The organism is Streptomyces sp. NPDC006450, assembly GCF_040612195.1.
Taxonomy (GTDB): Bacteria; Actinomycetota; Actinomycetes; order Streptomycetales; family Streptomycetaceae; genus Streptomyces.
This window is the reverse complement of the sequence record NZ_JBEXPT010000083.1, coordinates 1-21528: the sequence shown is the minus strand read 5'-3', so window position 1 is coordinate 21528 and position 21528 is coordinate 1. Positions and strand designations below refer to the sequence as shown.

Annotated in this window: 24 protein-coding genes; 13 read left to right on the top strand and 11 right to left on the bottom strand. The window is 71.0% G+C overall.

Annotated features, from left to right (window positions below; translation table 11 throughout):
- Positions 1 to 75 precede the first annotated feature (75 nt).
- Positions 76 to 1725 carry a hypothetical protein gene (locus ABZY57_RS22700; RefSeq protein ID WP_356514656.1) on the top strand — a complete coding sequence of 550 codons (1650 nt, stop codon included), beginning with the start codon at positions 76 to 78 and terminating at the stop codon, positions 1723 to 1725.
- Positions 1726 to 1796: 71 nt separating this feature from the next.
- Positions 1797 to 2840: an AI-2E family transporter gene (locus ABZY57_RS22695; RefSeq protein WP_356514654.1), complete on the top strand. Its 1044-nt coding sequence runs from the start codon at positions 1797 to 1799 to the stop codon at positions 2838 to 2840.
- A gap of 77 nt (positions 2841 to 2917) precedes the next feature.
- Here ABZY57_RS22695 and ABZY57_RS22690 read toward each other — a convergent pair whose 3' ends face one another.
- Positions 2918 to 3529 (bottom strand): TetR/AcrR family transcriptional regulator, encoded by a 612-nt coding sequence (locus tag ABZY57_RS22690; protein WP_356514652.1) that lies wholly within the window; start codon positions 3527 to 3529, stop codon positions 2918 to 2920.
- Positions 3530 to 3651: 122 nt separating this feature from the next.
- On the opposite strand from ABZY57_RS22690, the gene ABZY57_RS22685 reads away from it, so the two are divergent.
- Positions 3652 to 4545: an NAD(P)-binding domain-containing protein gene (locus tag ABZY57_RS22685; RefSeq protein ID WP_356514650.1), complete on the top strand. Its 894-nt coding sequence runs from the start codon at positions 3652 to 3654 to the stop codon at positions 4543 to 4545.
- Positions 4546 to 4629: 84 nt separating this feature from the next.
- On the opposite strand, the gene ABZY57_RS22680 is transcribed toward ABZY57_RS22685, so the two are convergent.
- From ABZY57_RS22680 to ABZY57_RS22670, 3 genes are all read right to left on the bottom strand, one after another.
- A complete protein-coding gene (locus ABZY57_RS22680; protein WP_356514648.1) occupies positions 4630 to 5628 on the bottom strand; it encodes a pirin family protein in 999 nt (332 codons plus the stop codon).
- Positions 5629 to 5748: 120 nt separating this feature from the next.
- Positions 5749 to 5913, bottom strand: coding sequence for a hypothetical protein (locus ABZY57_RS22675; RefSeq protein ID WP_356514646.1), 165 nt, complete (start codon positions 5911 to 5913; stop codon positions 5749 to 5751).
- Positions 5914 to 5992: 79 nt separating this feature from the next.
- Positions 5993 to 6316 (bottom strand): hypothetical protein, encoded by a 324-nt coding sequence (locus tag ABZY57_RS22670; protein ID WP_356514644.1) that lies wholly within the window; start codon positions 6314 to 6316, stop codon positions 5993 to 5995.
- Between the two features lie 280 nt (positions 6317 to 6596).
- Between ABZY57_RS22670 and ABZY57_RS22665 the strand changes: the two genes are divergently transcribed.
- Positions 6597 to 7031: a hypothetical protein gene (locus tag ABZY57_RS22665; protein ID WP_356514642.1), complete on the top strand. Its 435-nt coding sequence runs from the start codon at positions 6597 to 6599 to the stop codon at positions 7029 to 7031.
- Between the two features lie 4 nt (positions 7032 to 7035).
- On the opposite strand, the gene ABZY57_RS22660 is transcribed toward ABZY57_RS22665, so the two are convergent.
- The 4 genes from ABZY57_RS22660 to ABZY57_RS22645 are packed head-to-tail and all read right to left on the bottom strand — an operon-like array spanning position 7036 to position 9575.
- Complete coding sequence (locus ABZY57_RS22660; RefSeq protein ID WP_356514640.1) at positions 7036 to 7995, bottom strand: winged helix-turn-helix domain-containing protein; 960 nt, start codon at positions 7993 to 7995, stop codon at positions 7036 to 7038.
- A gap of 37 nt (positions 7996 to 8032) precedes the next feature.
- Positions 8033 to 8497 (bottom strand): SseB family protein, encoded by a 465-nt coding sequence (locus ABZY57_RS22655; RefSeq protein ID WP_254382277.1) that lies wholly within the window; start codon positions 8495 to 8497, stop codon positions 8033 to 8035.
- Between the two features lie 48 nt (positions 8498 to 8545).
- On the bottom strand, positions 8546 to 8749 hold the full coding sequence (locus ABZY57_RS22650) for a DUF397 domain-containing protein (RefSeq protein WP_356514638.1): 204 nt from the start codon (positions 8747 to 8749) through the stop codon (positions 8546 to 8548).
- On the bottom strand, positions 8658 to 9575 hold the full coding sequence (locus ABZY57_RS22645; RefSeq protein ID WP_356514636.1) for a helix-turn-helix transcriptional regulator: 918 nt from the start codon (positions 9573 to 9575) through the stop codon (positions 8658 to 8660). Before ABZY57_RS22645 ends, ABZY57_RS22650 begins: the two co-directional genes overlap by 92 nt.
- Positions 9576 to 9695: 120 nt before the next feature.
- On the opposite strand from ABZY57_RS22645, the gene ABZY57_RS22640 reads away from it, so the two are divergent.
- From ABZY57_RS22640 to ABZY57_RS22620, 5 genes are all read left to right on the top strand, one after another.
- Entirely contained in the window at positions 9696 to 9902 is a 207-nt protein-coding gene (locus ABZY57_RS22640; protein WP_356514634.1) for a hypothetical protein, read from the top strand.
- The gene (locus tag ABZY57_RS22635) at positions 9899 to 10312 is read left to right on the top strand and encodes an ATP-binding protein (RefSeq protein WP_356514632.1); all 414 of its coding nucleotides are present in this window, start codon (positions 9899 to 9901) and stop codon (positions 10310 to 10312) included. The genes ABZY57_RS22640 and ABZY57_RS22635 overlap by 4 nt, the downstream gene beginning before the upstream one ends.
- 67 nt (positions 10313 to 10379) lie before the next feature.
- Entirely contained in the window at positions 10380 to 12206 is a 1827-nt protein-coding gene (locus ABZY57_RS22630; protein ID WP_356514630.1) for an acyl-CoA dehydrogenase, read from the top strand.
- Positions 12207 to 12387: 181 nt separating this feature from the next.
- Positions 12388 to 13128, top strand: a complete 741-nt coding sequence (locus ABZY57_RS22625; RefSeq protein ID WP_356514629.1) for a hypothetical protein — start codon at positions 12388 to 12390, stop codon at positions 13126 to 13128.
- Between the two features lie 99 nt (positions 13129 to 13227).
- Positions 13228 to 14523: a M18 family aminopeptidase gene (locus tag ABZY57_RS22620; protein WP_356514627.1), complete on the top strand. Its 1296-nt coding sequence runs from the start codon at positions 13228 to 13230 to the stop codon at positions 14521 to 14523.
- A 74-nt stretch (positions 14524 to 14597) separates the two neighbouring features.
- Here the strand turns inward: ABZY57_RS22620 and ABZY57_RS22615 are convergent, their stop codons facing one another.
- Positions 14598 to 16433, bottom strand: a complete 1836-nt coding sequence (locus ABZY57_RS22615) for an NHL domain-containing thioredoxin family protein (protein ID WP_356514625.1) — start codon at positions 16431 to 16433, stop codon at positions 14598 to 14600.
- Positions 16434 to 16562: 129 nt separating this feature from the next.
- Here ABZY57_RS22615 and ABZY57_RS22610 point away from each other — a divergent pair, with 129 nt between their 5' ends.
- Positions 16563 to 17033 carry a hypothetical protein gene (locus tag ABZY57_RS22610; RefSeq protein WP_356514623.1) on the top strand — a complete coding sequence of 157 codons (471 nt, stop codon included), beginning with the start codon at positions 16563 to 16565 and terminating at the stop codon, positions 17031 to 17033.
- 2 nt (positions 17034 to 17035) lie between these two features.
- Here ABZY57_RS22610 and ABZY57_RS22605 read toward each other — a convergent pair whose 3' ends face one another.
- Positions 17036 to 17836 carry a hypothetical protein gene (locus ABZY57_RS22605; protein WP_356514621.1) on the bottom strand — a complete coding sequence of 267 codons (801 nt, stop codon included), beginning with the start codon at positions 17834 to 17836 and terminating at the stop codon, positions 17036 to 17038.
- 32 nt (positions 17837 to 17868) lie between these two features.
- On the opposite strand from ABZY57_RS22605, the gene ABZY57_RS22600 reads away from it, so the two are divergent.
- Positions 17869 to 18372 carry an LURP-one-related family protein gene (locus ABZY57_RS22600; RefSeq protein ID WP_356514619.1) on the top strand — a complete coding sequence of 168 codons (504 nt, stop codon included), beginning with the start codon at positions 17869 to 17871 and terminating at the stop codon, positions 18370 to 18372.
- A gap of 23 nt (positions 18373 to 18395) precedes the next feature.
- Here the strand turns inward: ABZY57_RS22600 and ABZY57_RS22595 are convergent, their stop codons facing one another.
- Positions 18396 to 19184 (bottom strand): carbon-nitrogen family hydrolase, encoded by a 789-nt coding sequence (locus ABZY57_RS22595; protein ID WP_356514617.1) that lies wholly within the window; start codon positions 19182 to 19184, stop codon positions 18396 to 18398.
- 163 nt (positions 19185 to 19347) lie between these two features.
- Here ABZY57_RS22595 and ABZY57_RS22590 point away from each other — a divergent pair, with 163 nt between their 5' ends.
- The gene (locus ABZY57_RS22590) at positions 19348 to 20178 is read left to right on the top strand and encodes a maleylpyruvate isomerase family mycothiol-dependent enzyme (protein WP_356514615.1); all 831 of its coding nucleotides are present in this window, start codon (positions 19348 to 19350) and stop codon (positions 20176 to 20178) included.
- A 159-nt stretch (positions 20179 to 20337) separates the two neighbouring features.
- Complete coding sequence (locus ABZY57_RS22585; protein WP_356514614.1) at positions 20338 to 21261, top strand: helix-turn-helix domain-containing protein; 924 nt, start codon at positions 20338 to 20340, stop codon at positions 21259 to 21261.
- Positions 21262 to 21528 lie beyond the last annotated feature (267 nt).

Here is a 21528-nt window from a genome sequence, read left to right as displayed (position 1 = left end):
ACCAAGCGGCGGGGTCAGCGGTCTCCTCAGCGGTCGGTCCAGTGATCGATCGCTGAGCGGATCCCTGGGGGACACATGAAGAAGCGCATCAGCGCCGTGCTCTGCACGGCGACCGCCTTGGGCGCCATGCTGGCCGCGCCCACGGCCGCCCACGCGGCCGACCCCTATCCGACGTTCCGCACCTACGCGAACAGCTCGGGCATCGGGCTCGACTTCCCCGTCCCCCAGGACATCTCGGAGCGGCCCGAGGGCCTCAAGGTGCACGTGCGCGCGAAGGGCACGTCCACTCCGGTCGCCACCCTCACGAGCTTCACCTCGTCGACGCACTGCGTGGAGATGTGCGACCTGGACACGCCCGTGTGGGAGATGTCCCTCGAGACCGGCCCGGTCCGCCTCGCCGCCTTCGGCCAGTACGTCGTGGACGTGGAGTACACGGGAACCGAGGGCGAGACCCTCCTCCACAAGGACCGCGGGACCTTCGACTACCAGCTGACGCCCGTCTTCGAGGGCCTTGCCGCGGAGGACGTGTCGCTGGCGAAGAGGGACACGGTGGTCTCGGGCACCGTCCAGATCCACGACCCGCGCGACTCCTCGAAGAAGCCGTACGCGGGCGGCTCGCTCACGGTCAAGCTGGGCGGGGCGACCACGTCGATCGTCGCCGACGCACAGGGCCGCTTCACGTCCAAGCTCACGCTCACCGGCGACGAGCCCGTCTACGAGAACGGCTGGCAGTCCGGCAGCCATCACGTGCCCGTCACCCTCACGGCCTCGGTGAACGGCGTCAAGAGGCTGGACACCGCGCGAGCCGACGTGAACCGGATGAGGGCCGGGATCGCCCTGGATTCCCCCACGCAGACCGGCGCCTACGGAACGCGGGGCAAGATCAGCGGCGCCGTCACCTGGAAGTCTCCCGACGGCACCTACAAGCCGGCACCCGCGCGCATGAAGATCTCGGCCGGCCCGGAAAGCCCCCTCACGGACACCGCGGGCCGCTTCACCGCGTCCCCGATGTTCCTGAGCGACGCCCCGTGGACGGTCGTCGAGAACTCACCCTGGCTGTACGGAAGCGGCCGGCAGGTGGCGGTGAACACCACGGCCGGCACCCGGTTCACCGGCTTCGGGGCCGCCGTGGACAAGAACAAGACCGTGAGCGTGAACGCCCTGTTCGACCGCGCCGAGATCCCGGCCGGCACCACCTCGCTGAAGGTGGAGGTCCAGCACTCCGTGGACGGGAAGACCGGCTGGACCACCCGCAAGAGCCTGAACGTCCCCACCGACGCCGGCAGCAACACCACGGCGAACATCTCCACGACGCTGCCCTACCCGGGTACCGGCCACATCCGCCTGCGCTGCGCCGGCACGACCGCCATCCACGGCTCGGTCACCCCCGCCGTCGAGGTCGCCCGGACCATGACGGCCATCCCGGACTTCAACGCCTCGCCCGAGCCGGTCAAGAAGGGGCAGCAGCTCACCGTCACCGGCAGGCTCACCCGCTCCGACCTGACGTGGAAGCCCTTCGGCTACCAGCCCGTCCACTACTACTTCCGCCCGGCCGGAAGCACCACGTGGAAGGTCATGGGCTCCTCCGAGACCGCCGCGGACGGCACCTTCACGAAGGCCTTCACGGCCGACCGGACCGGCTCCTGGACCGCCCGCTACGAAGAGACCGACAGGACCCACTTCGCCGCCTCCAGCCGCGTCGACGAGGTCATCGTCAACCCGTAGCACCCGCGCCGTCGGCCGCGTTCCCCGGCGGGGCGCGGCCGGGGCCACCACGCGGAGTGTTTGTATGGGCCGTGCCGACGACTCCCCTGCTGCCCGAGCCCGTACGCCGACTCGCCGCCTGGTGCGTCGTCATCCTCCTCGCCACCGCCGTCCTCGCCCTCGTCGTATGGCTGTGCACCGTCTTCCGGACGGTGGTCACGCCCGTCCTGCTCGCCGTGCTCGGCACGGCCCTGCTCGGGCCGATGCACCGGCGGCTGGTCGGCATGAAGGTCAACCGCTCGCTCGCCGCCGCCCTCACCTGCCTGACCGTGGCCGCCGTGGTCGGCGGGGCCGCCTACATCGTCGTCCTCGCGCTCTTCGCGACCGGCGACGAGATCATCGACTCCCTGCGGAAGGCCGGCGCGGACCTCGCGCAGCATTTCGGGGCGCTCGGCACCTCCCTGGAGGACGTCGCCGAGAACTCCAAGGACCTGCTCGCCACCTTCGGCGGAACGGCCGCCTCGGGCGTGGTCACCGGGCTCAGCGTGGTCGCGGCGATGATCGCGACGGCCCTGCTGGCCATGGTGCTGATCTTCTTCTTCCTCCGCGACTCCGACCGGGCCGTGGGCACGCTGCGCTCGATGGTGCCGAGCCGCTCGGGCGATCTGATGGAGGCGATGGGGAGGCGCGCGTACGAGGCCGTCGAAGGCTTCATGCGCGGGACCACCTTCGTGGCCCTGGTCGACGCCGTGCTGATCGGCGCGGGTCTGCTGATCCTGCAGGTCCCCGGCGCCGTGGGGCTGGCCGCCCTGGTGTTCGTGACCGCCTACATCCCCTACCTCGGCGCCTTCCTCTCCGGCGCCGTGGCGGTCCTGGTCGCCCTCGCCGACCGCGGCTGGGTGATCGGCCTGTGGGCGCTGGGCGTGGTGCTGGCGGTCCAGATGATCGAGGGGTACATCCTCCAGCCCCTGGTGCAGAGCCGCACCGTGCAGATGCACCCGGCGGTGGTCATGCTGGCGATCACGGCCGGGGCGAGCGTCGCCGGCGTTCTCGGGATGCTGCTGGCCGTACCGCTGACCGCGGCGTTCTTCGGAGTGGTCTCGGAGCTGCGGTCCCGGTACGCGGCGGAGGCCTGAGCCTCATCCCCCTGACCGCCCCGAGCCGGGCCGGCGCCGCACTCGGCAGCGAGAGCGTTGACGGACCTCCGAACGGATCAGGCCGCGTACGAGTCGTACGAGGAGACGAGGCGTGCGAGGTGGCGGCCCGCCAGGAGGAGCGGGGTCCGGGACTGAGTGACCTGGGAGGTCATCTCGGCGCCCTCCAGGGTGTTGATCACGGTGACCGCCAGGTCGCGCGCCTCCGCCTCCGGGTGGCCGCAGGCCAGGAGCTTCGCGGCGACCAGTTCCTGCCAGTGGGTGAAGGCCTGGGCGCAGGCCGCTTGCAGCTCCGGCAGGCGGCCGACCGATTCCAGCGCCGTGGTCGTCACCGGGCAGCCGTCGCGCCAGTCGGATTCCTCCAGCGCCCGGGCGAGCAGCTCCGCGACGGCCGCCATGGCCTGCGCCGCGTCCGCGTGCGCGGACAGACCGGAGCGGAGCAGCTCGGCGAACTCCTCGTCGCCGAAGTGGATCGCGGCGACCGCGAGCTCCTGCTTGCCTCCGGGGAAGAAGTGGTAGAGCGAGCCGAGGGTGGCTTCGGCTTCGCGGACGAGTTGCTTGACCGGCGTGTTCTCGTATCCGCCGTGCTGGAGGAGGCGCGATGCCGTGCGGACCAGCCGCTCCCGCGTCCCGAGTCCGTCCGCCACCGTCTTCACCTCTGCTGCCGCCATGCCAGGAACCTTACCCCGGGATCTAGATAGAGCGTTCGTTCTAGTCGTGTTACGTTCGTTCCGAGCGCTGGATAGAGCGTTCGTTCTAGCCCCGCAGGCATCGACCCGAGGAGAGCTCTGCCATGAACCAGGTTTCGACCGGAGCAGCCACCGTCACCGTCATCGGACTCGGCCCCATGGGCCGGGCCATGGCCGCCGCCTACCTCGACGCCGGGTACGAGGTCACCGTCTGGAACCGCAGCCCCGGCAAGGACACCGAGCTCGTGGCACGCGGCGCACGCCGGGCCGACAGCGCCGCCGACGCCGTCGCGGCGAGCGGACTGACCGTGCTCAGCCTCATCGACGTGGACGCCATGTACACGGCCCTCGGCGACGCCGACCTCGACGGCCGGGTCCTGGCCAACCTGTCGTCCGACGTACCCGACAAGGCCCGGGCGGCCGCCCGCTGGGCGCAGGAGCGCGGGGCCTCGTACCTCACGGGCGGGGTCAACGTCCCGCCCGGCGGCATCGGCCAGGAGGGCTCGTCCGCCTTCGTCAGCGGCCCCGAGGAGGTCTACGAGGAGCACCGCGCGGCGCTCGACGTGCTCGCCACCACCGACTACCGGGGCGCCGACGCCGGGTACGCGCAGCTCTACTACCAGCTCAACATGATCATGTTCTGGACCGCGTACACCGGCTGGTACCAGGCACTCGCCGTGGCGCGGGCCAACGGCCTGACGGCCGCGGACATCGTGCCGTACGCCGGCTACACGGCCGACACCATGCGCGGCTTCTACGAGGGCTCCGCCCCGCTGATCGACGCGGACGCGCACGAGGGCACGTACGAGCGCCTCGCCATGTGCGCGGCGAGCGTGGAGCACGTCCTGCACACCGCCGCCGACTCCGGTGTGGACACCGGGATCCTGACCGCGCACGCCGACCTGTACCGCCGCGGTGTCGCCGCGGGCTTCGGCGCCGACAGCAGCTCGCGGCTGGTCGATCTGCTGAAGGGCCCTCGCCGTCCGAACGGGGTTTGAGGACGGACAGACACCTCCGGCCGGTCCGGGCTCGCGCCCGGCCGGCCGGTGACGTACTCGCGTCCAGGTAGGACCCCGGGCTTCCTACTCGGTGTCGGCCTCACCCGTACCGCGGTGGCCGAGGCCGGTCCGCGCGGTGGTGGGGATGCGGCCCAGCCGGCCCGCCTGGAAGTCGTCGAACGCCTGCTGCAGCTCGTGCTTGCTGTTCATCACGAACGGCCCGTAGTGCGCCATCGGCTCCCGGATCGGCTGCCCGCCGAGCAGGACGATCTCCAGCGCGGGGGCGTTGGAGTCCTGGCCCTCGTCGGCCCGCAGCGTCAGCGAGCCGCCCTCGCCGAAGACCGCGGTCTGCCCGGTGTGGATGGGCCGCCGGTCCTCGCCGACCGAGCCGCGCCCGGCCAGTACGTACGCCAGGGCGTTGAAGTCCTCGCGCCACGGGAGCGTGATCTGCGCGCCGGGTGCGACCGTCGCGTGGATCATCGTGATCGGGGTGTGGGTGATGCCGGGGCCCTGGTGGCCGTCCAGCTCACCGGCGATCACGCGGAGCAGGGCGCCGCCGTCCGGGGTGGAGAGCAGCTGGACCTGGCCGCCGCCGATGTCCTGGTAGCGAGGGGGCATCATCTTGTCGGAGGCCGGGAGGTTCACCCACAGCTGGAGGCCGTGGAAGAGCCCGCCGGACAGGACGAGCGACTCCGGCGGGGCCTCGATGTGAAGCAAACCGCTACCTGCGGTCATCCACTGGGTGTCGCCGCCGTTGATGACTCCGCCGCCGCCGTTGCTGTCCTGGTGGACGAAGGTTCCGTCGATCAGGTAGGTGACGGTCTCGAAGCCGCGGTGGGGGTGCCAGGGGGTGCCCTTGGGCTCGCCCGGCGCGTACTCCACCTCGCCCATCTGGTCCATCATGATGAACGGGTCGAGGTACTGGTAGTTGATCCCGGCGAACGCACGGCGCACCGGGAATCCCTCGCCCTCGAAGCCACCCGGGGCGGTCGTGACGGCCAGCACCTTGCGGGCGGTCGTCTCCTGGGTCGGCTCCCCGACGCGCGGGAGCGTCAACGGGTTCTCCACAGTCACTGCAGGCATGGTCGGAACCTCCTTCTGGCGTCGAGTTTAGTTGAAACCCGAACTTTCTGCCACCCGACAGAACAGAAGGAGCCCCGGGGGAATTCCCCCGGGGCCCGTTGTTCAGTGTGCGCCGGTCGCTCAGCCGTTGCAGGCCGGGTCGGCGTAGCGGCACACGTGGGCCGTGGCGGCCTGCGCCGGGGCCGCAGCGAGGGCGCCCACGCCCACCGCCAGGGCCACCGTGGCCAGCACGGCGGCCGCCTTCACGCGGAGCGCCTTACGGGTGGTGGAAGTCGTACGGGTCATCACTGTCTCCTCAGGTCGGGATCGGGATCGGGATCCGGCAGTCGTGGCGGCCGCCGCCGCCCGGCTGCCCCTACAGGTGTTACGGCGTGACGATGACGGAGTTGTACGGCGTCAGGTCGACGTCCCACCACGAGCCGGCGCCGAACTCCCAGTCGCAGTAGTCGCCGTTCGATCCACGGCACAGGATGAACTTCCAGCCGTCGGTCTGGTTGTTGAAGACCGTGTGGACGCCGTTCTGGTTGTAGAGCTTGTAGACCTTCTTGACCGAGTACGAGTTGGTCACGCCACCGCTCCAGTTGGCGCCCCCGTAGATGCAGGCGGAACCGGAAGCACACCCGGCTGCCTGCGCCGGCGATGCCGCCAGGACCCCCGTACCCAGCGCCATCACCCCCGTGACCGCCACTGCCGCGAGCTTCGTGCGTAAGGACGTCCGTGCCATCACAGTCCCCCTGTCAGTAGGAGCGGGTTTCCCCCGCAGCACTGATATTCGGGACTCGCGGCCGACACTGCGATGGTTTCGGTGGTGGCCGAAAGGTCAGCCGCCGCTGTGGAGGAGGTCCGGGCCCAGCGCCGTCGCGGAGTGCGGGGGCCCTTGCCGTCCGGGACAACCAGGGGTCCCGGACGGGCGTCCTCATGATCGATACGTACGGACCGACGCACCCCGCATGGCAGGAGCCCGATCAGTGACCACCCCGACGAACGAGGCCGACGGCACGCAGCCCAGCGCGGAGACGGGCACCGAGCACGGGAAGCCGCGGACCGCGCTCGCCGCACTGGGCTGGTCCGCCGCCGTCACGGCCGCCGTCGTGGCCCTCGGGTACGCCTCCTACCGGTGGGCGGCCACCGGCCTCCCGCTGGAACCGCTCCCCGGCTCGCCCTGGCCCTACCTCGCCACCTGGGGCGTCCTCTGCCTGGCCTGCTGCCTGCTGCTGCGCTGGTCGACGGGGTTCGGGGGCGTGGAGGGCGCGGCCCAGGCGATCGGCGCCCTGGCCTTCGGTGGCATCCGCACATCCCTGGCCCACCGCCCCGACCTCGCCCTCCTGTGGACGTACGGCGCCCTCGCCGTCGCGCTGGCCGCGGTGGCGGCCGTCTTCTGGCGGCTCCGCCACCGCTCCTGAAAGGTCAGCCGCCGCTGTGGAGGAGGTCCACGCCCAGCGCCGTCGCGGAGTGCAGGACCGCCTTGCCGTCCCGCGCCGTGGTGATCAGGCCCGCCGCGCGCAGGGTGCGGGTGTGCTCCGAGACCGACGGCAGGCTGATGTGGAGGTCCCGGGCCAGCTCGGACGTGGTCCGCTGCTCGATCAGCAGCTGGAGCACGGCGGCCCGGGTCCGCCCCAGCAGCGCGTCCAGCGCGCCGTCCGCGCGGTCCGGGGACACCAGCGGCAGGGGGGTCAGCGCCGGGTAGAGGAGTACGTACGTCCCCTCCTGGGTGTCGTCCAGCAGCGGGCGGCCCGTCCAGAACGGCGAGGGCATCAGCACCAGCCCGCGCCCGCCGAGCCGGACCTCGTAGTCCGGCGGCCGGCCCACCTCGAAGACGAGGCCCGACCAGTCGGCCGCCGGGTGCGTGCTCGCCAGGCACGCCTTGATCCCGTGCGCGGCCAGCAACCGCGTCCGCCAGGCCACGTCCGCCTGGAAGGACTGCCGGATCCGCGGCCAGTGCGGGGCGATGAGGACGTCGTACGCGGACCGGATCGCGGAGTCGAGCTGCTCCCGGGCCTCCCGGTCCTGCCCCCACAGGGCGCGCAGCCACGACGGGGACCCGGGCGCACGGGTGGCGGCCCGGGCCAGCCCTTCCGGGGTCAGGAAGGGGATCCGGTCCCGGATGACGGCCAGGCCCTCCTCCAGGCTCCGCGCGTACGGCTCCACGAAGTGGGGGTTGTCTCCGTCGGGACGCAGCAGGTCGAACAGCGGGCGCACCCGCCCCGGCAGCTCCCGCGCGGCAAGGCCCCGCCAACGGCCGAAAACCGCCTGCTGATCGGTACGCTGCGCCGCGACGAGCGCGAGGGCCAGCTCCACCAGGGGCAGGGGCTCGCTCGCGAAGGTGACGTTGAGCAGGTCCTCGGCCTCGAAGTGGACGCGCAGCATGGCAGCCCCCCTAGCGGCACAGCCCGGCTCTCGGTGGTCAGCCGTACATGCGGCGCATGGCGAAGTCGACCATCTGCTCGACCGCCTTCGCGTCGAAGACCATCCGGTGGTCGCCCTCCATGTCGAGGACGAAGCCGTAGCCGGTGGGCAGCAGGTCGATCACCTCGGCGCCGGTGATCACGAAGTACTTGGACTCCTTGCCGGCGTACCGGCGCAGCTCCTTGAGCGTGGTGAACATCGGGATGACCGGCTGCTGCGTGTTGTGCAGTGCCAGGAAGCCCGGGGTGTCGCCGCGCGGGCAGTAGACCTTCGAGGAGGCGAAGATCTGCTGGAAGTCCTCGGCGGACAGCGACCCGGTCGTGAAGGCGCGTACCGCGTCCGCGAGGGAGGGCGGCGAGGGCTCGGGGTACAGCGGCTGCTGAGGCTGCTGCTGCGCGTAGCCCTGCTGGGGCTGGGCGTAGCCCTGCTGCCCCGCGCTCACGTTCTGGTCGTAGCCGTACATGGCCCGAAGCCTACCGAGGCGGCGGCCTGCGGGTGCGTCGAGTTCCGGTCAGTGGGACTTCAGCCCCGTAACGAAGCCCGCCCAGGCGGTGGCCCCGATCATGAGGACGGGCCCGTCCTGGACCTTGGAGTCCCGGACGGGGACGAGGCCGGGGATGCCGTCAGCGACCTCGACGCAGAGCCCCTCCGGGGCGGTGCTGTAGCTGCTCGTGCGCCAACTGGCGGCGCTCAAGTCGTCTCGCATGGGTGCCATTTGCGAAGTCCTCTGCAGCGTCTTCAATCATCTTCAGAGATGTCTTGGGCGGCAGCGCGGCTGCCCGGAGGCGGTTGTACGCCTGCTGGTACTGCCCCACGATGCCCGGATCGTCGATGAGCTGGCCGCTGTACATGCCTTCCGTGTACATGACCGGTGGGGCCGCACCGAACGTCATGAGCAAGGTCGATCCCATCATGAAGGGGTGCGCCCCCGCGTTCCACGGAAGAATCTGTGGAACGTAGTGGCGGCGCCGCGCAACGGCGGCGATGTGCTCCAGCTGTTCCGCCATGACCTGGTCGGGGATGATCGGATCCCGAAGGATCGACTCGTGCAGGACGACCCACGACACCGGCCCCTCCTCGAACACCCAGGCACGGCTACGCCGCAAGGCCACCTTCCTCGCGATCTCCGCCTCGTCGTCCGTGGGGTTGAAAGCGTGGATGATCTCCCGAATGTACGGTTCCACCTGGAGAGCTCCCGGGAGGAGCATGGGGCTCCACTCCTGAATGTCCTGCGCTGCCGCCTCCAGCTCGAAGGCATCCTGGAAATACGGCGCGACGAGACTCTTGCGCGCATTGCGTACGTCCTCACAGCATCGCGCGAAAAACCCGTCCGTCTTCAGGACATGGTCGACGTGCCTCGCCAGATCCTCCGGCATCCGCCGGTGGCCGCGCTCAATCTCACTCAAGTAGCTGACGCCGTAGAAGCTGCCCGCCACGGTCTGCTGAAGCGTGAGGCCAGCCTTCTCCCGCTTCCAACGCAACTCCTTCCCGTAGAAGGCCGCCACGCTCGCCGACCCGTCTATCTCCTTGCTTGCGCCCATCGTCGGGGCCCGCCTTCCACACTTCGCGCTGTGGACTCGAAACCCTTCCCACGCTACGCCGGGCCACGCCAGCCTGTGAGGAGTTCGTCACACACAGTCGACAATGCGAAAGGCTCCGCCATGAGCGACCACCCCCACGACCACGAGGCGACCCAGGCCCTGGACAACCTCCGCGCCGCCCTCTCCGCGCACGGAATCACGCTCCCCTCCCTCGACCTCCACCTCCTCTCCTACGCCGGGCGGTACGCGAGCCCACCCCTCATCGCCCTCGGCAACTGCAACCCCGCCACCGCGCAGCGACTGGCCGACGCCCTGGCCACCCCGTGAGCAGCCTCACGCTCCACCTCCTGGCCACCCCCGGGGCCGTCCCCCTGGCCCGCCACGCCGTGCGGGAGCACCTGGGGCCCGGGGCCTCCCCCGACGCCGAGCTCTGCGTGAGCGAGCTGCTCACCAACGCCCTCGCCCACCTCGGCGAAGGCACGCCCGTCACGCTGCGGATCACCGGAAGGGCAGCCCGTACGCGGGTCGAGCTCACCGACCCCGACCCGCACGCACGGCCCGTACTGCGGGAAGCCTCGGGAGACGCGGAATCCGGGCGCGGTCTAGCCCTGCTCGACGCGCTGGCACTGCAATGGGGAGTCGTCCGGGGACCTGGGAGCAAGACCGTCTGGTGTGAGCTCGAACTTGACCCTGGTCACACTCACCGTGGAAGGGTTGCCGTTATTACCGGTGGGTAGCATCATTACGTTACCGATTGGTATGCACGACGAACCACTCTCACCGAGCCTTAACGGAGCCGTCGCCATGGGGCACTACAAGTCGAATCTCCGCGACATCGAGTTCAACCTCTTCGAGGTGCTCGGCCGCGACAACGTGTACGGCACCGGGCCGTTCGGTGAGATGGACACCGAGACCGCCAAGACCATCCTCAGCGAGATCGCCAAGCTCTCCGAGAACGAGCTGGCCGCCTCCTTCGAGGACGCGGACCGCAACCCGCCGGTCTTCGACCCGACGACGAACACCGCGCCCGTCCCGGCGTCCTTCAAGAAGAGCTACAAGGCCTTCATGGACTCCGAGTACTGGCGTCTGGGCCTGCCCGAGGAGATCGGCGGCACCACCTCGCCCCGCTCCCTGATCTGGGCCTTCGCCGAGACGATCCTGGGCGCGAACCCGGCCGTGTGGATGTACTCCTCCGGCCCGGCGTTCGCCGGCGTCCTCTTCGAAGAGGGCAACGAGGTCCAGAAGAAGATCGCGGCGCTCGCCGTCGAGAAGCGCTGGGGCTCCACCATGGTCCTCACCGAGCCGGACGCCGGCTCGGACGTCGGCGCCGGCCGCACCAAGGCGGTCCAGCAGGACGACGGCTCCTGGCACATCGAGGGCGTGAAGCGCTTCATCACCTCCGGCGAGCACGACATGGAGGAGAACATCCTCCACTACGTCCTCGCGCGCCCCGAGGGCCACGGCCCGGGCACGAAGGGCCTCTCCCTCTTCCTGGTCCCGAAGTTCCACTTCGACTGGGAGACCGGCGAGCTGGGCGAGCGCAACGGCGTCTACGCGACGAACGTCGAGCACAAGATGGGCCTCAAGGCCTCCAACACGTGCGAGATGACCTTCGGCGACCAGCACCCCGCCAAGGGCTGGCTGATCGGTGACAAGCACGACGGCATCCGCCAGATGTTCATGATCATCGAGTTCGCCCGCATGATGGTCGGCACGAAGGCCATCGCGACCCTGTCGACCGGCTACCTGAACGCGCTGGAGTACGCCAAGGAGCGCGTGCAGGGCCCGGACCTGGCCGAGTTCATGGACAAGGCGGCCCCCAAGGTCACCATCACGCACCACCCCGACGTGCGCCGCTCGCTCATGACGCAGAAGGCGTACGCCGAGGGCATGCGCGCCCTGGTCCTGTACACCGCCTCGATCCAGGACGAGATCCAGCTCAAGCAGGCCGCCGGTGAGGACACCGCCGCCCTCGTGGGCCTCAACGACCTGCTCCTGCCGATCGTGAAGGGCTACGGCTCGGAGAAGTCCTACGAGCAGCTCGCGCAGTCGCTCCAGACCTTCGGCGGCTCGGGCTACCTGCAGGAATACCCGATCGAGCAGTACATCCGCGACGCCAAGATCGACACCCTCTACGAGGGCACCACGGCCATCCAGGGCCAGGACTTCTTCTTCCGGAAGATCGTCCGCGACCAGGGTGCTTCCCTCAACGTCCTCTCCGAGACGATGAAGAAGTTCCTGGCCGAGGGCCCCGGCGGCGAGGACCTCGCCCCGGCCCGCGACGCGCTCGCCAAGGCGGCCGTCGACCTGGAGGCCATAGTCGGCCAGATGATCGTCGACCTCACCGCCACCGGCGAGGACGTCAAGAACATCTACAAGGTCGGCCAGAACACCACCCGGCTGCTGATGGCTTCCGGTGACGTGGTCGTCGGCTACCTGCTCCTCAAGGGCGCGGCCGTGGCCGCCGAGAAGCTGCCGACCGCCTCCGCCAAGGACGTCCCGTTCTACACCGGCAAGATCGCGGCGGCGAAGTTCTTCGCCTCCCAGATCCTGCCCGGCGTCTCGGTGGCCCGCGCGCTCGCCGAGGCCGTCGACAACACCCTGATGGAGCTCGACGAGGCCGCCTTCTAGGCCCCTCGGTCCCGAGACCTCCCTCCCCCAGCTGTACGCGGTGTACGTACGCGCAGACGGCCGGGCCCTCCGCACGGGGGGCCCGGCCGTCGGCGTGCACCCACGGTCCCTCCAGGGCCCCGTACCGCCTGTGGGCTGCGGGGTTCCCGGGATGTCGGTGGTTCATGGGACGCTCGTGGGTATGAGTCCACAGGAGCAGCAGCGCGGCAGCAGGGGGTACTCGGTCCCGACCGGGCGGCCCTATGCCCTCAAGGAGCTGCAGTCCGCCGTGGGCAGCCTCGGAGACCACCTCAAGGAGCTCTACGAGGGCGCCCACCCCACCGAGTACGAATCGGTGGCCGACGCCCTCTACACCGCCTTCCAGACCGCCGCCGGGCTCGCGCCCGCCAAGAGCTACACCGGCTGTCCGGAGCACCCCAACGGCGCCCTGGACCCCGAGGCGCCCGACGGCTGGGGGCGCTGCCTGATCTGCAACGACCGGCGCCGCCTCGGACTGCGCGCACAGGGCGCCCGGGCCGCGTCCGCCGCCCCGCCCGCCGCGGAGCAGCGCCGGCTCGGATACCCCGTGCCCGAGCCCCCGTACACCCTCCAGGCGCTGCACGGCTGCCTGCGCACGGTCGAGGACCGGCGCTTCCACCTGAGCCTGTCCTCGCCCCCCGACGACTTCGTCGCGATGGCCGACGACCTGCACCGCGCCTTCATCGTGGCGCGCGAGCTGTCCCGGCCGCGCAACGCCTCCGGCTGCTCCGAGCACCCCGGTGCACCCATCGATCCCGACGCCCCGCCCGGTGAGGCCTGTATCTTCTGCGCCGGACGCAAGAGGCGCGCGCAGCGTTCCGCGCAGACCCCGGAAATGCTCCCGCGCATCCGCCGGGGCGAGCGCAGACAGTTGCAGCGCCGCTTCGAGCGTCCGCCGGGCTGACAAGCACCGGGGTCCCGGGACACACCCCCCGCGGCCCTTCCTCCGGCCATCCGCCGCAGTCCGGCCATGACGAACACGACCGTCGTTAAGGTGAACTACATGAGCTCTCCCGCCGCCCGCTTCGACCGCGGCCACACCGACGACCTGATGACCTTCCTGGCGGCGAGTCCGTCCCAGTACCACGCCGTGGCCAACGCGGCCGAGCGGCTGGAGAAGGCCGGATTCAGGCAGTTGGCCGAGACCGACGCTTGGGACGCGAGCACGGGAGGCAAGTTCGTCCTCCGCGGGGGCGCGATCATCGCCTGGTTCGTGCCCGAAGGCGCCTCCGCACACACGCCGTTCAGGATCATCGGCGCGCACACCGACTCCCCCAACCTCCGGGTCAAGCCGCTGCCCGACACCGGCGCCCAGGGCTGGCGGCAGATCGCCGTGGAGATCTACGGCGGCACCCTGCTCAACACCTGGCTCGACCGCGACCTGGGCCTGGCCGGGCGGTTGACGCTGCTCGACGGCACCGAACGGCTCGTCAACATCGACCGTGCGCTGATGCGCGTACCCCAACTCGCCGTGCACCTGGACCGGTCGGTGAACACCGACGGGCTCAAGCTGGACAAGCAGCGGCACATGCAGCCGATCTGGGGCCTCGGCGACGTCCACGAGGGCGACCTGATCGCCTTCCTGGAGGACGAGGAAGACCTCGAGCGCGGCTCCGTCGCCGGCTGGGACCTGATGGTCCATTCGATCGAGCCCCCGGCCTACCTGGGCCGCGACCGCGAGCTGCTCGCGGGCCCGCGCATGGACAACCTGCTGTCGGTCCACGCGGGCGTCGCGGCCCTCGTCGCGGCCTCCACCGCGGGCACCCTGGAGCACATCCCCGTCCTGGCCGCCTTCGACCACGAGGAGAACGGCTCCCAGTCGGACACCGGCGCGGACGGGCCCCTGCTGGGCAACGTGCTGGAACGTTCTGTCTTCTCGCGCGGCGGCTCCTACGAGGACCGCGCGCGGGCCTTCGCCGGCGCGATCTGCCTCTCCTCGGACACCGGCCACGCCGTGCACCCCAACTACGCGGAGCGGCACGACCCCTCGCACCACCCGCGCGCCAACGGCGGCCCGATCCTGAAGGTCAACGTCAACCAGCGCTACGCGACCGACGGCAGCGGCCGCGCCGTGTTCGTGAACGCCTGCGAGCGCGCCGGCGTCCCGTGGCAGACCTTCGTCTCCAACAACTCGATGCCGTGCGGCACGACGATCGGCCCGATCACCGCCGCCCGCCACGGCATCCAGACCGTGGACATCGGCGTGGCCATCCTGTCGATGCACAGCGCCCGCGAACTGTGCGGCGCGGACGACCCGTACCTCCTGGCCAACGTCATGCTGGCGTTCCTGGAGAACTGAGCCCGCGCCACCGCACCGTCATGACCGTGCCCGCCGGGGGGAGATCCCCCCGGCGGGCACGGTGGCTTTCCGGCTCAGCCGTCCATCCCGGCCAGTACCAGGGGCAGGCGGGTCGCGCCGCCCGGGGTGATGCTCACCGGCACCCCCCAGTCCTGCTGGTGGACGTGGCAGGCGGGGTACTCGTTCGCGGGGTCGTCGTCGCAGGAGGCGGCCATCGCGGAGACGTGCAGGACGCCCCCGGTCAGCTCCGGGTTCAGTGCGAGTTCCCGGAACAGGTCGGTCCCGGCTCCCTCCCCCGCCGTCAGCAGCTCGGGCGGGGTCGAGGAGACCAGCAGGCGGGTGGAGGGCCCGTAGCGGGTGTCGAGCTTCTGGCCGCTCGGGGCCTGGAAGACGATGTCGAGGCGGAGCGTGCCCGGGGCCACCTCGGTGGCGGCCCGCTGCGTGCGATGGGCGACCGCGTCGACCCGTACGGCCTCCTCGGGAAGGCGCAGCCGGGTCAGCCGGTGCCGGGCGGACTCCACGACCACGATGTCGTCCCCGACCAGCACGGCGTCGCTGGGCTCGCGCAGATCGGTGGCGAGGGTGGTGACCTGCCCGGTGGCGGGGTCGTACCGGCGCAGGGCGTGGTTGTACGTGTCGCACACAGCGACCGACCCGTCGGGCAGCGCGGTGACGCCGAGGGGGTGCTGCAGCAGCGCCTGGGCGGCGTCGCCGTCCCGGTGGCCGAAGTCGAAGAGCCCGCTGCCGACGGCGGTGGTGATCGCGTACCCGTCACCGTCCTGGTGGACGTACCTCAGGGCGCTGGTCTCCGAGTCGGCGATCCACAGCCGGTCCTCCGTCGTCGCGAGCCCGGACGGCTGCGCGAACCAGGCCTCGGCGGCCGGCCCGTCGTGCAGCCCCTCGTTGGTCGTCCCGGCCGCGACGGCCACGGTGTCGCTCTCGGGGTCCCAGGTCCACAACTGGTGGACGCCGGCCATGGCGATCCACACCCGGCCCTTCCACCAGGCCACGTCCCACGGGGAGGACAGGTCGACTTCGAGGGACGGCCCCGAGGCAGGGGACCCCTGCCACCACTGCCGGCCGGTCCCGGCGACGGTCTCCACGGCCCCGGTCGCGGGGTCGAAGCGCCGCAGCGCGTGATTGACGGTGTCGGCGACGACCACGGACCCGTCGGGCAGCAGCGCCAGCCCCTGGGGCTCGCTGAAGGAGTCCGCCCCGAAGCCGCGCTTCCCGCCGCCGATGCGCCGTACGACACTCTCCCCGTCGGGAGCCAGCTCCACGAGCTGGTGGCGGGTCGTATCGGAGACGAGCAGGTTCCCGGAGGGCAGCACGAGCGCCTTCCCCGGGAACCGCAGGTCCCCCGCCACCGGCTCGGGCGCCACGTACGGCCCGTCGCCGCGCCGCAGGGTCCCCTTGGCCTCGTGCTCGGCCTCCAGCTCCTCGACGAGCTTCGCGAGGGCGTGCGCGTGCCCCTCCCCGGCGTGCTGCGCGACGACGTACCCCTCGGGGTCGATCACCACGAGCGTGGGCCAGGCGCGGACGGCGTACTGCTTCCAGGTCGCGAGCTCGGGGTCGTCGAGCACCGGGTGGTGCACCCCGTACCGCTCGACGGCGTCGACGACGGCGGAGTGCTCGGCCTCGTGCACGAACTTCGGCGAGTGCACCCCGACGATCACGACGGTGTCGCGGTGCGTCTCCTCCAGCTCGCGCAGCTCGTCGAGCACGTGCAGGCAGTTCACACAGCAAAAGGTCCAGAAATCGGCAATGACGATCCGCCCCCGCAGGTCAGCGAGGGTCAGATCCTTCCCGCCGGTGTTGAGCCAGCCGCCCTTGCCGATCAGCTCGGGGGCACGGACTCGGGCGCGACGGGGTGCGGGCGCGGGGGTGGGCGCCGGGGCAGCATCGTTCATGCTTCAAGCTTGCCACCCAGGTATGAACGCCGGATCACACGCGTACGGCACAGCTCGGGATGAGTAGCCGTACTCAGGTGGCCGGCCCCGGCAGCTTCGACACTGGCCGCAGGACGAACGAAGCGGAACGTGGAAAGCAGAACGGGGAACGTGATGGTGCGGCGCTGGTCGAAGCCCGAGATGTGGGTGCCCGGTGGATACCTGGCGCTGGTCGTCGCCATGCTGGTCTACGTCGAGGTCGGCAGCCGGACCGGTGACATCGGGTTCTTCGGGGTCTGGCCGATCCTGGCCACCGCGCCCGTCAGCCTCCTGCTGCTGGGCGCCTTCGGACCGGCGGCGGACGCCCTGGACGCCCCGGCCCCGGCCGAGGGGCCCGAGTACTACGGTGCGCAGCCGCCCAGCCGGCCGCCCATCGACTACCCCGACCCGTCGGACCCGCTCCCCGCGGACTGGGTACCGCCGGACACCTCCGTGAGCGACAAGCTCGACGCATGGGCCGGCCTCGGCTTCCACGCCGCGATCCTGGTCGGCGCCCTGATCAACGCCGCGGCGATCTGGGCCCTGCTCCGCTACGTGGCACGGCGGCGGCACAGCGCCTGACCTCAGGCTCCGAAGCTGCGCAGGGAGCGGACCAGGGCCGTGACGAAGGCGTCCTGGACCTCGGGCGGGAGGAGGTCCAGGGAGAGGTACGGGTTGAGGTCCTCCAGCTCCACCAGGAGGAGGTCGCCCGAGGGGGCGCGGCAGGCGTCCACGCGCTGGATGCCGTGGGTGAGGGTGTTCCAGGCGATGAAGGTGCGGGCGAAGGACAGGTCCGCCGGGGTGGGGTCGTAGGGGATCAGTTCCCAGCGGCGGTCGGGGTCGGGCGCGTACAGGGCGTACTGGAAGGTGTCGTCGACGAAGTAGAAGGACACCTCGTACGCGAAGTCGATGCGCGGCTGGATCAGGAACTCCCCCGGAGCGCAGTCCGGGTGCGGGGTGAAGGTGAGGCCTATCGAGTCCGCGCCCTGCTTCGGCTTCACCGCGTACGAGGGGGACGGGGGGAGGAGGTGCAGGTGCGCCGGGTCGTCGACGGTGGGGATGACCGGGTGGCCGGACGCCGTCAGGTCGACGAGGTACTGCTTGCCCGCCATGTCGCCGCGGCCCGTCAGGGGGTTGTAGACGCGGGTGCCCGCGGCGAGGGCGGCCGCGCGGAAGGAGTCGTAGGCCGGCTGGTGGTGGATGACCGGGCCGCTGTTGCGGACGACGACCGTGTCGAAGGCCGGGAGCAGGGCCTGCGCGTCCAGGGGGTGGCACAGGGCCAGGGGGAAGTGCTCGCGCAGGCGTGCGGTGAGGAAGACGTCCTCGTCGCCGTAGCGGCGGCCGCGCGCCGGGTAGGCCAGGTCGGTCACGTAGAGGAGTGGCATGACCCGAACCTATCCCGGGCAGCGATGAGGGCGTGAAATACCTGGTACGGGACAAAATGCTGGCCATCGGGGACGACTACTGGATCGAGGACGAGGACGGGCGGCACGCCTACCTCGTGGACGGGAAGGCCCTGCGGTTCCGGGACACCCTGGAGTTGAAGGATCCCGACGGGCGCATCCTCATCACCCTGCGGGAGAAGCTCTTCGCCCTGCGCGACGCGATGACGCTGGAACGCGACGAGCGGCGGCTCGCGGTGATCCGCAAGAAGCGGTTCTCGCTGCTGCGCAACCACTACACGGTGGTGCTCAACGAGGGCACCGAGCTCGATGTCAGCGGGCGGATCCTGGACCGGGAGTTCAAGGTCGAGTACGAGGGGGAACTCCTCGCGCTGATCTCCCGCCAGTGGTACCGGATCCGCGAGACGTATGCCGTCGACGTGGTCCGCGAGGACGCCGACGCCTCGCTGCTGATCGCGGTCGCGGTGTGCGTCGTGCGGATGGCGGAGAAGGAGCGGGACGGCCCCGGAGACGACTAGGCAGTCCCCCGGGGCGAGGGCCGCTACGCGCCGCCGAGCTGCAGGCGGCGGTCCTTCAGGGCCGGGAACTGCTCGCGGGTCTCGGCGACCTTCTTCGGGTCGAGGTCCACCGTCAGGACCTCCTCCGCCGGGCCCGCCTCCGCGAGGACCTCGCCCCACGGGTCCACGACCAGGCTGTGGCCGGCCTGTTCCACGCCCCCGTTGGTGCCCGCCGTCCCGCACGCGAGGACGTACGCCTGGTCCTCGACGGCGCGGGCCCGGTTCAGCAGCGTCCAGTGGCCCCGGCGGCGGGCCGGCCAGCCCGCCGAGACGACCAGCGTCGTCGCCCCGGCGTCGACCAGGCCGCGGAACAGCTCCGGGAAGCGCAGGTCGTAGCAGGTGGCGAGACCGAGGGTCTGCTCCGGAAGGGCGACCGTGGTCAGCGACTCGCCCGCGGACATCAGGACGGCCTCGCCCTGGTCGAAGCCGAAGCGGTGGATCTTGCGGTACGTGGCGGCGAGCTCGCCCGTGGGAGAGAGGACGAGCGCGGTGTTGTAGAGCGAGCCGTCGCCCGCGCGCTCCACGAAGGAGCCGGCGTGCAGCCAGACCCCGGCATCGCGGGCCGCCGCGGCCATGACCCCGTAGGTCGGTCCGTCCAGCGGCTCGGCCTCCGTCTCGAACTGCTCGTAGGCGAAGGCGCCCACGGTCCACAGTTCCGGCAGGACGACGAGGTCCGAGCCGGACTGTTCGCGCACGAGGTCAGCAGCCCGGGAGCGGCGGGAAACCACCGACTCCCCCTCATTCACCGCGATTTGGATCAGGGAAGCGCGCACAGTACCACCGTCCTGGCTTTCAAGCCGTCAACTCGGGCCTACGATCGTCACACGAAAGCACTGCCGGGGTGCTCACCGGCAGCGTAGTTTTGAAGCCATTGCACAAGCTTCCAGAACGCGCCAATGCGCCAACGCGCCAATGAACAGCACGCGAGGGGTCCCGTTGACCGTCCATCCGCATCCCAGCCTTCAGCCCTATGCCGACGCGTGGACCCACTCCATCGAGGCGATATCCGAGCTGGTCCTTCCGCTGACGGAAGGCGAGTGGAGCCGGGCGACGCCCTGCCCGAACTGGTCCGTGCGCGATGTCGTCTCCCACGTCATCGGCATCGAGTGCGAGCAGCTGGGCGACCCGCGGCCGATCCACACCCTGCCGCGGGACCTGCGGCACGTGGTCGACGAGTTCTCCCGGTACATGGAAGTACAGGTCGACGTGCGGCGGCACCACACCGCACCCGAGATGACCTCCGAGCTGGAGTACACGATCATCCGCCGCTCCCGGCAGCTTCGGAACGAGAAGCGGGACCCGGACACGGTGATCCGCGGCCCGCTGGGCGAGCCGGCCACCCTGGAGCACTCGCTGCGGCTGCGCGCGTTCGACGTGTGGATCCACGAGCAGGACCTGCGGGCGGCCCTGGGGGCCCCGGGAAACTGGGACTCGCCGGGGGCCTACGTGGCCCGGGACGTCCTGCTCTCCGGGCTGCCGAAGGTCGTCGCGAAGAAGGCGGGCGCGCCCGCGAACTCGGCCGTCGTCATCGACGTGCACGGGGCGCTGGAGTTCATGCGGACCGTACGGGTCGACGCGGAGGGCCGCGGCACCATCGACAAGGCCCCCTCGCTGGGGCCCGCGGTGACGCTGACCCTGGACTGGGAGACGTACGTACGCCTCGCGGCAGGCCGGGTGCGTGCGCACGCCGTCGCCGACCGGGTGAAGATCGAGGGCGACCCGGCGCTGGCCGAGGCCATCCTGGCCAACTTCTCCGTGACCCCGTGACGTCGTGACGTCGTGACGTCGTGACGTCGTGACGTCGTGACGTCGTGACCCCGTTGCTTTCGTGACTCCTTGTCTCCTCAGGCCGGAGAACCTTTGGTGTGGTCGGTGATTTCGTCCGCTGCCGTACCGGCAGCGGACCGGTTCGATTGGTTTTCCGACGTGGTGGCGCAGCAGTTGGTGTCGACCTCGATCAGGAGTGAGCACGCGGGGGACTTCCAGGCGGAGGCCGCCGTGCTGGACCTGGGCTGCGTGCAGGTCTCACAGTTCGGCTACGCCCCGCTGCGCGCCCGGCGCACGGCGGCGCACGTCCGCAGCAGCGACCCCGAGCAGTACCAGTTGGGGCTGGTGACCAGCGGGTCCATGTGGATCGCGCAGAACCGGCACGACTCGGGGCCCTTCTCGGGGGACCTGGTGCTGTGGGACACCTCGCACCCCTTCGAGTCGGGCGTCCCGGGCACGGAGCCGGTCCGGGCCGTGATCCTCTCGCTCCCCCGCACCGCGCTCCCGCTGCGATCGGACCGGGTGGACCGGGTGCTCGCCGAGCGGATCCCCGCCGACCGGGGCATGGGGGCGATCCTCGCGCAGTACATGCGCTCCCTGGCCGCGCACGGGGAGGAGTGCGCGCCCGCCGAGCTGGAGCAGCTGGGCTCCGTCGCGCTCGACCTGGCCGGCGCCTGCCTCGCCGATCGGATCGGCGCCCAGGACGAGCTGTCCGAGGAGAGCCGGACCCGGGCGCTGCTGGCGCGGATCGACACCTTCATCGGGCACAACCTCGGCGATCCCGAACTCAGCCCTTCCGCGGTCGCGGCCCGGCACAGCATGTCGCTGCGCCGGCTCCAGCTGCTCTTCCGGGAGCGCGGGGAGAGCGTCGCGGCCACGATCCGCCGGCGCCGTCTGGAGCGCTGCCGCGAGGACCTCGCCGATCCCGGGCAGCAGGCCGTCCCCGTCCACACCGTGGCCCTGCGCTGGGGATTCACCAACGCCTCGGTGTTCAGCCGGCTGTTCCGCGATACGTACGGGGCCAGTCCCAGCGAGTTCCGCCGCGCGGCGACGGAGGAGACCGCGGCGGGCGAGACGGCCTAGCCGGCCGTCAAACCTGCTGCGCGGATTGTCAACGGTCCCTGCGCGCAATGCACACTCGGCCGAGCGGAGCCCTCATAGGCTCGGCACGCGTTGGCCGGAACCCGACTCCGTGGAGTGGACGGGTGGAGGGGTGGGAAAGGACGGGGGTCTGTCCCACCCGGACCTGTCCTCCTCGGTGCGGGGGCCTTCGCGCATGCCGGGCCGGCTCCGGACGTCACCCGGCCGGCCGTGGGTCGGCAGGGGTGCCGACGGAGGTGCCGGCCCCGG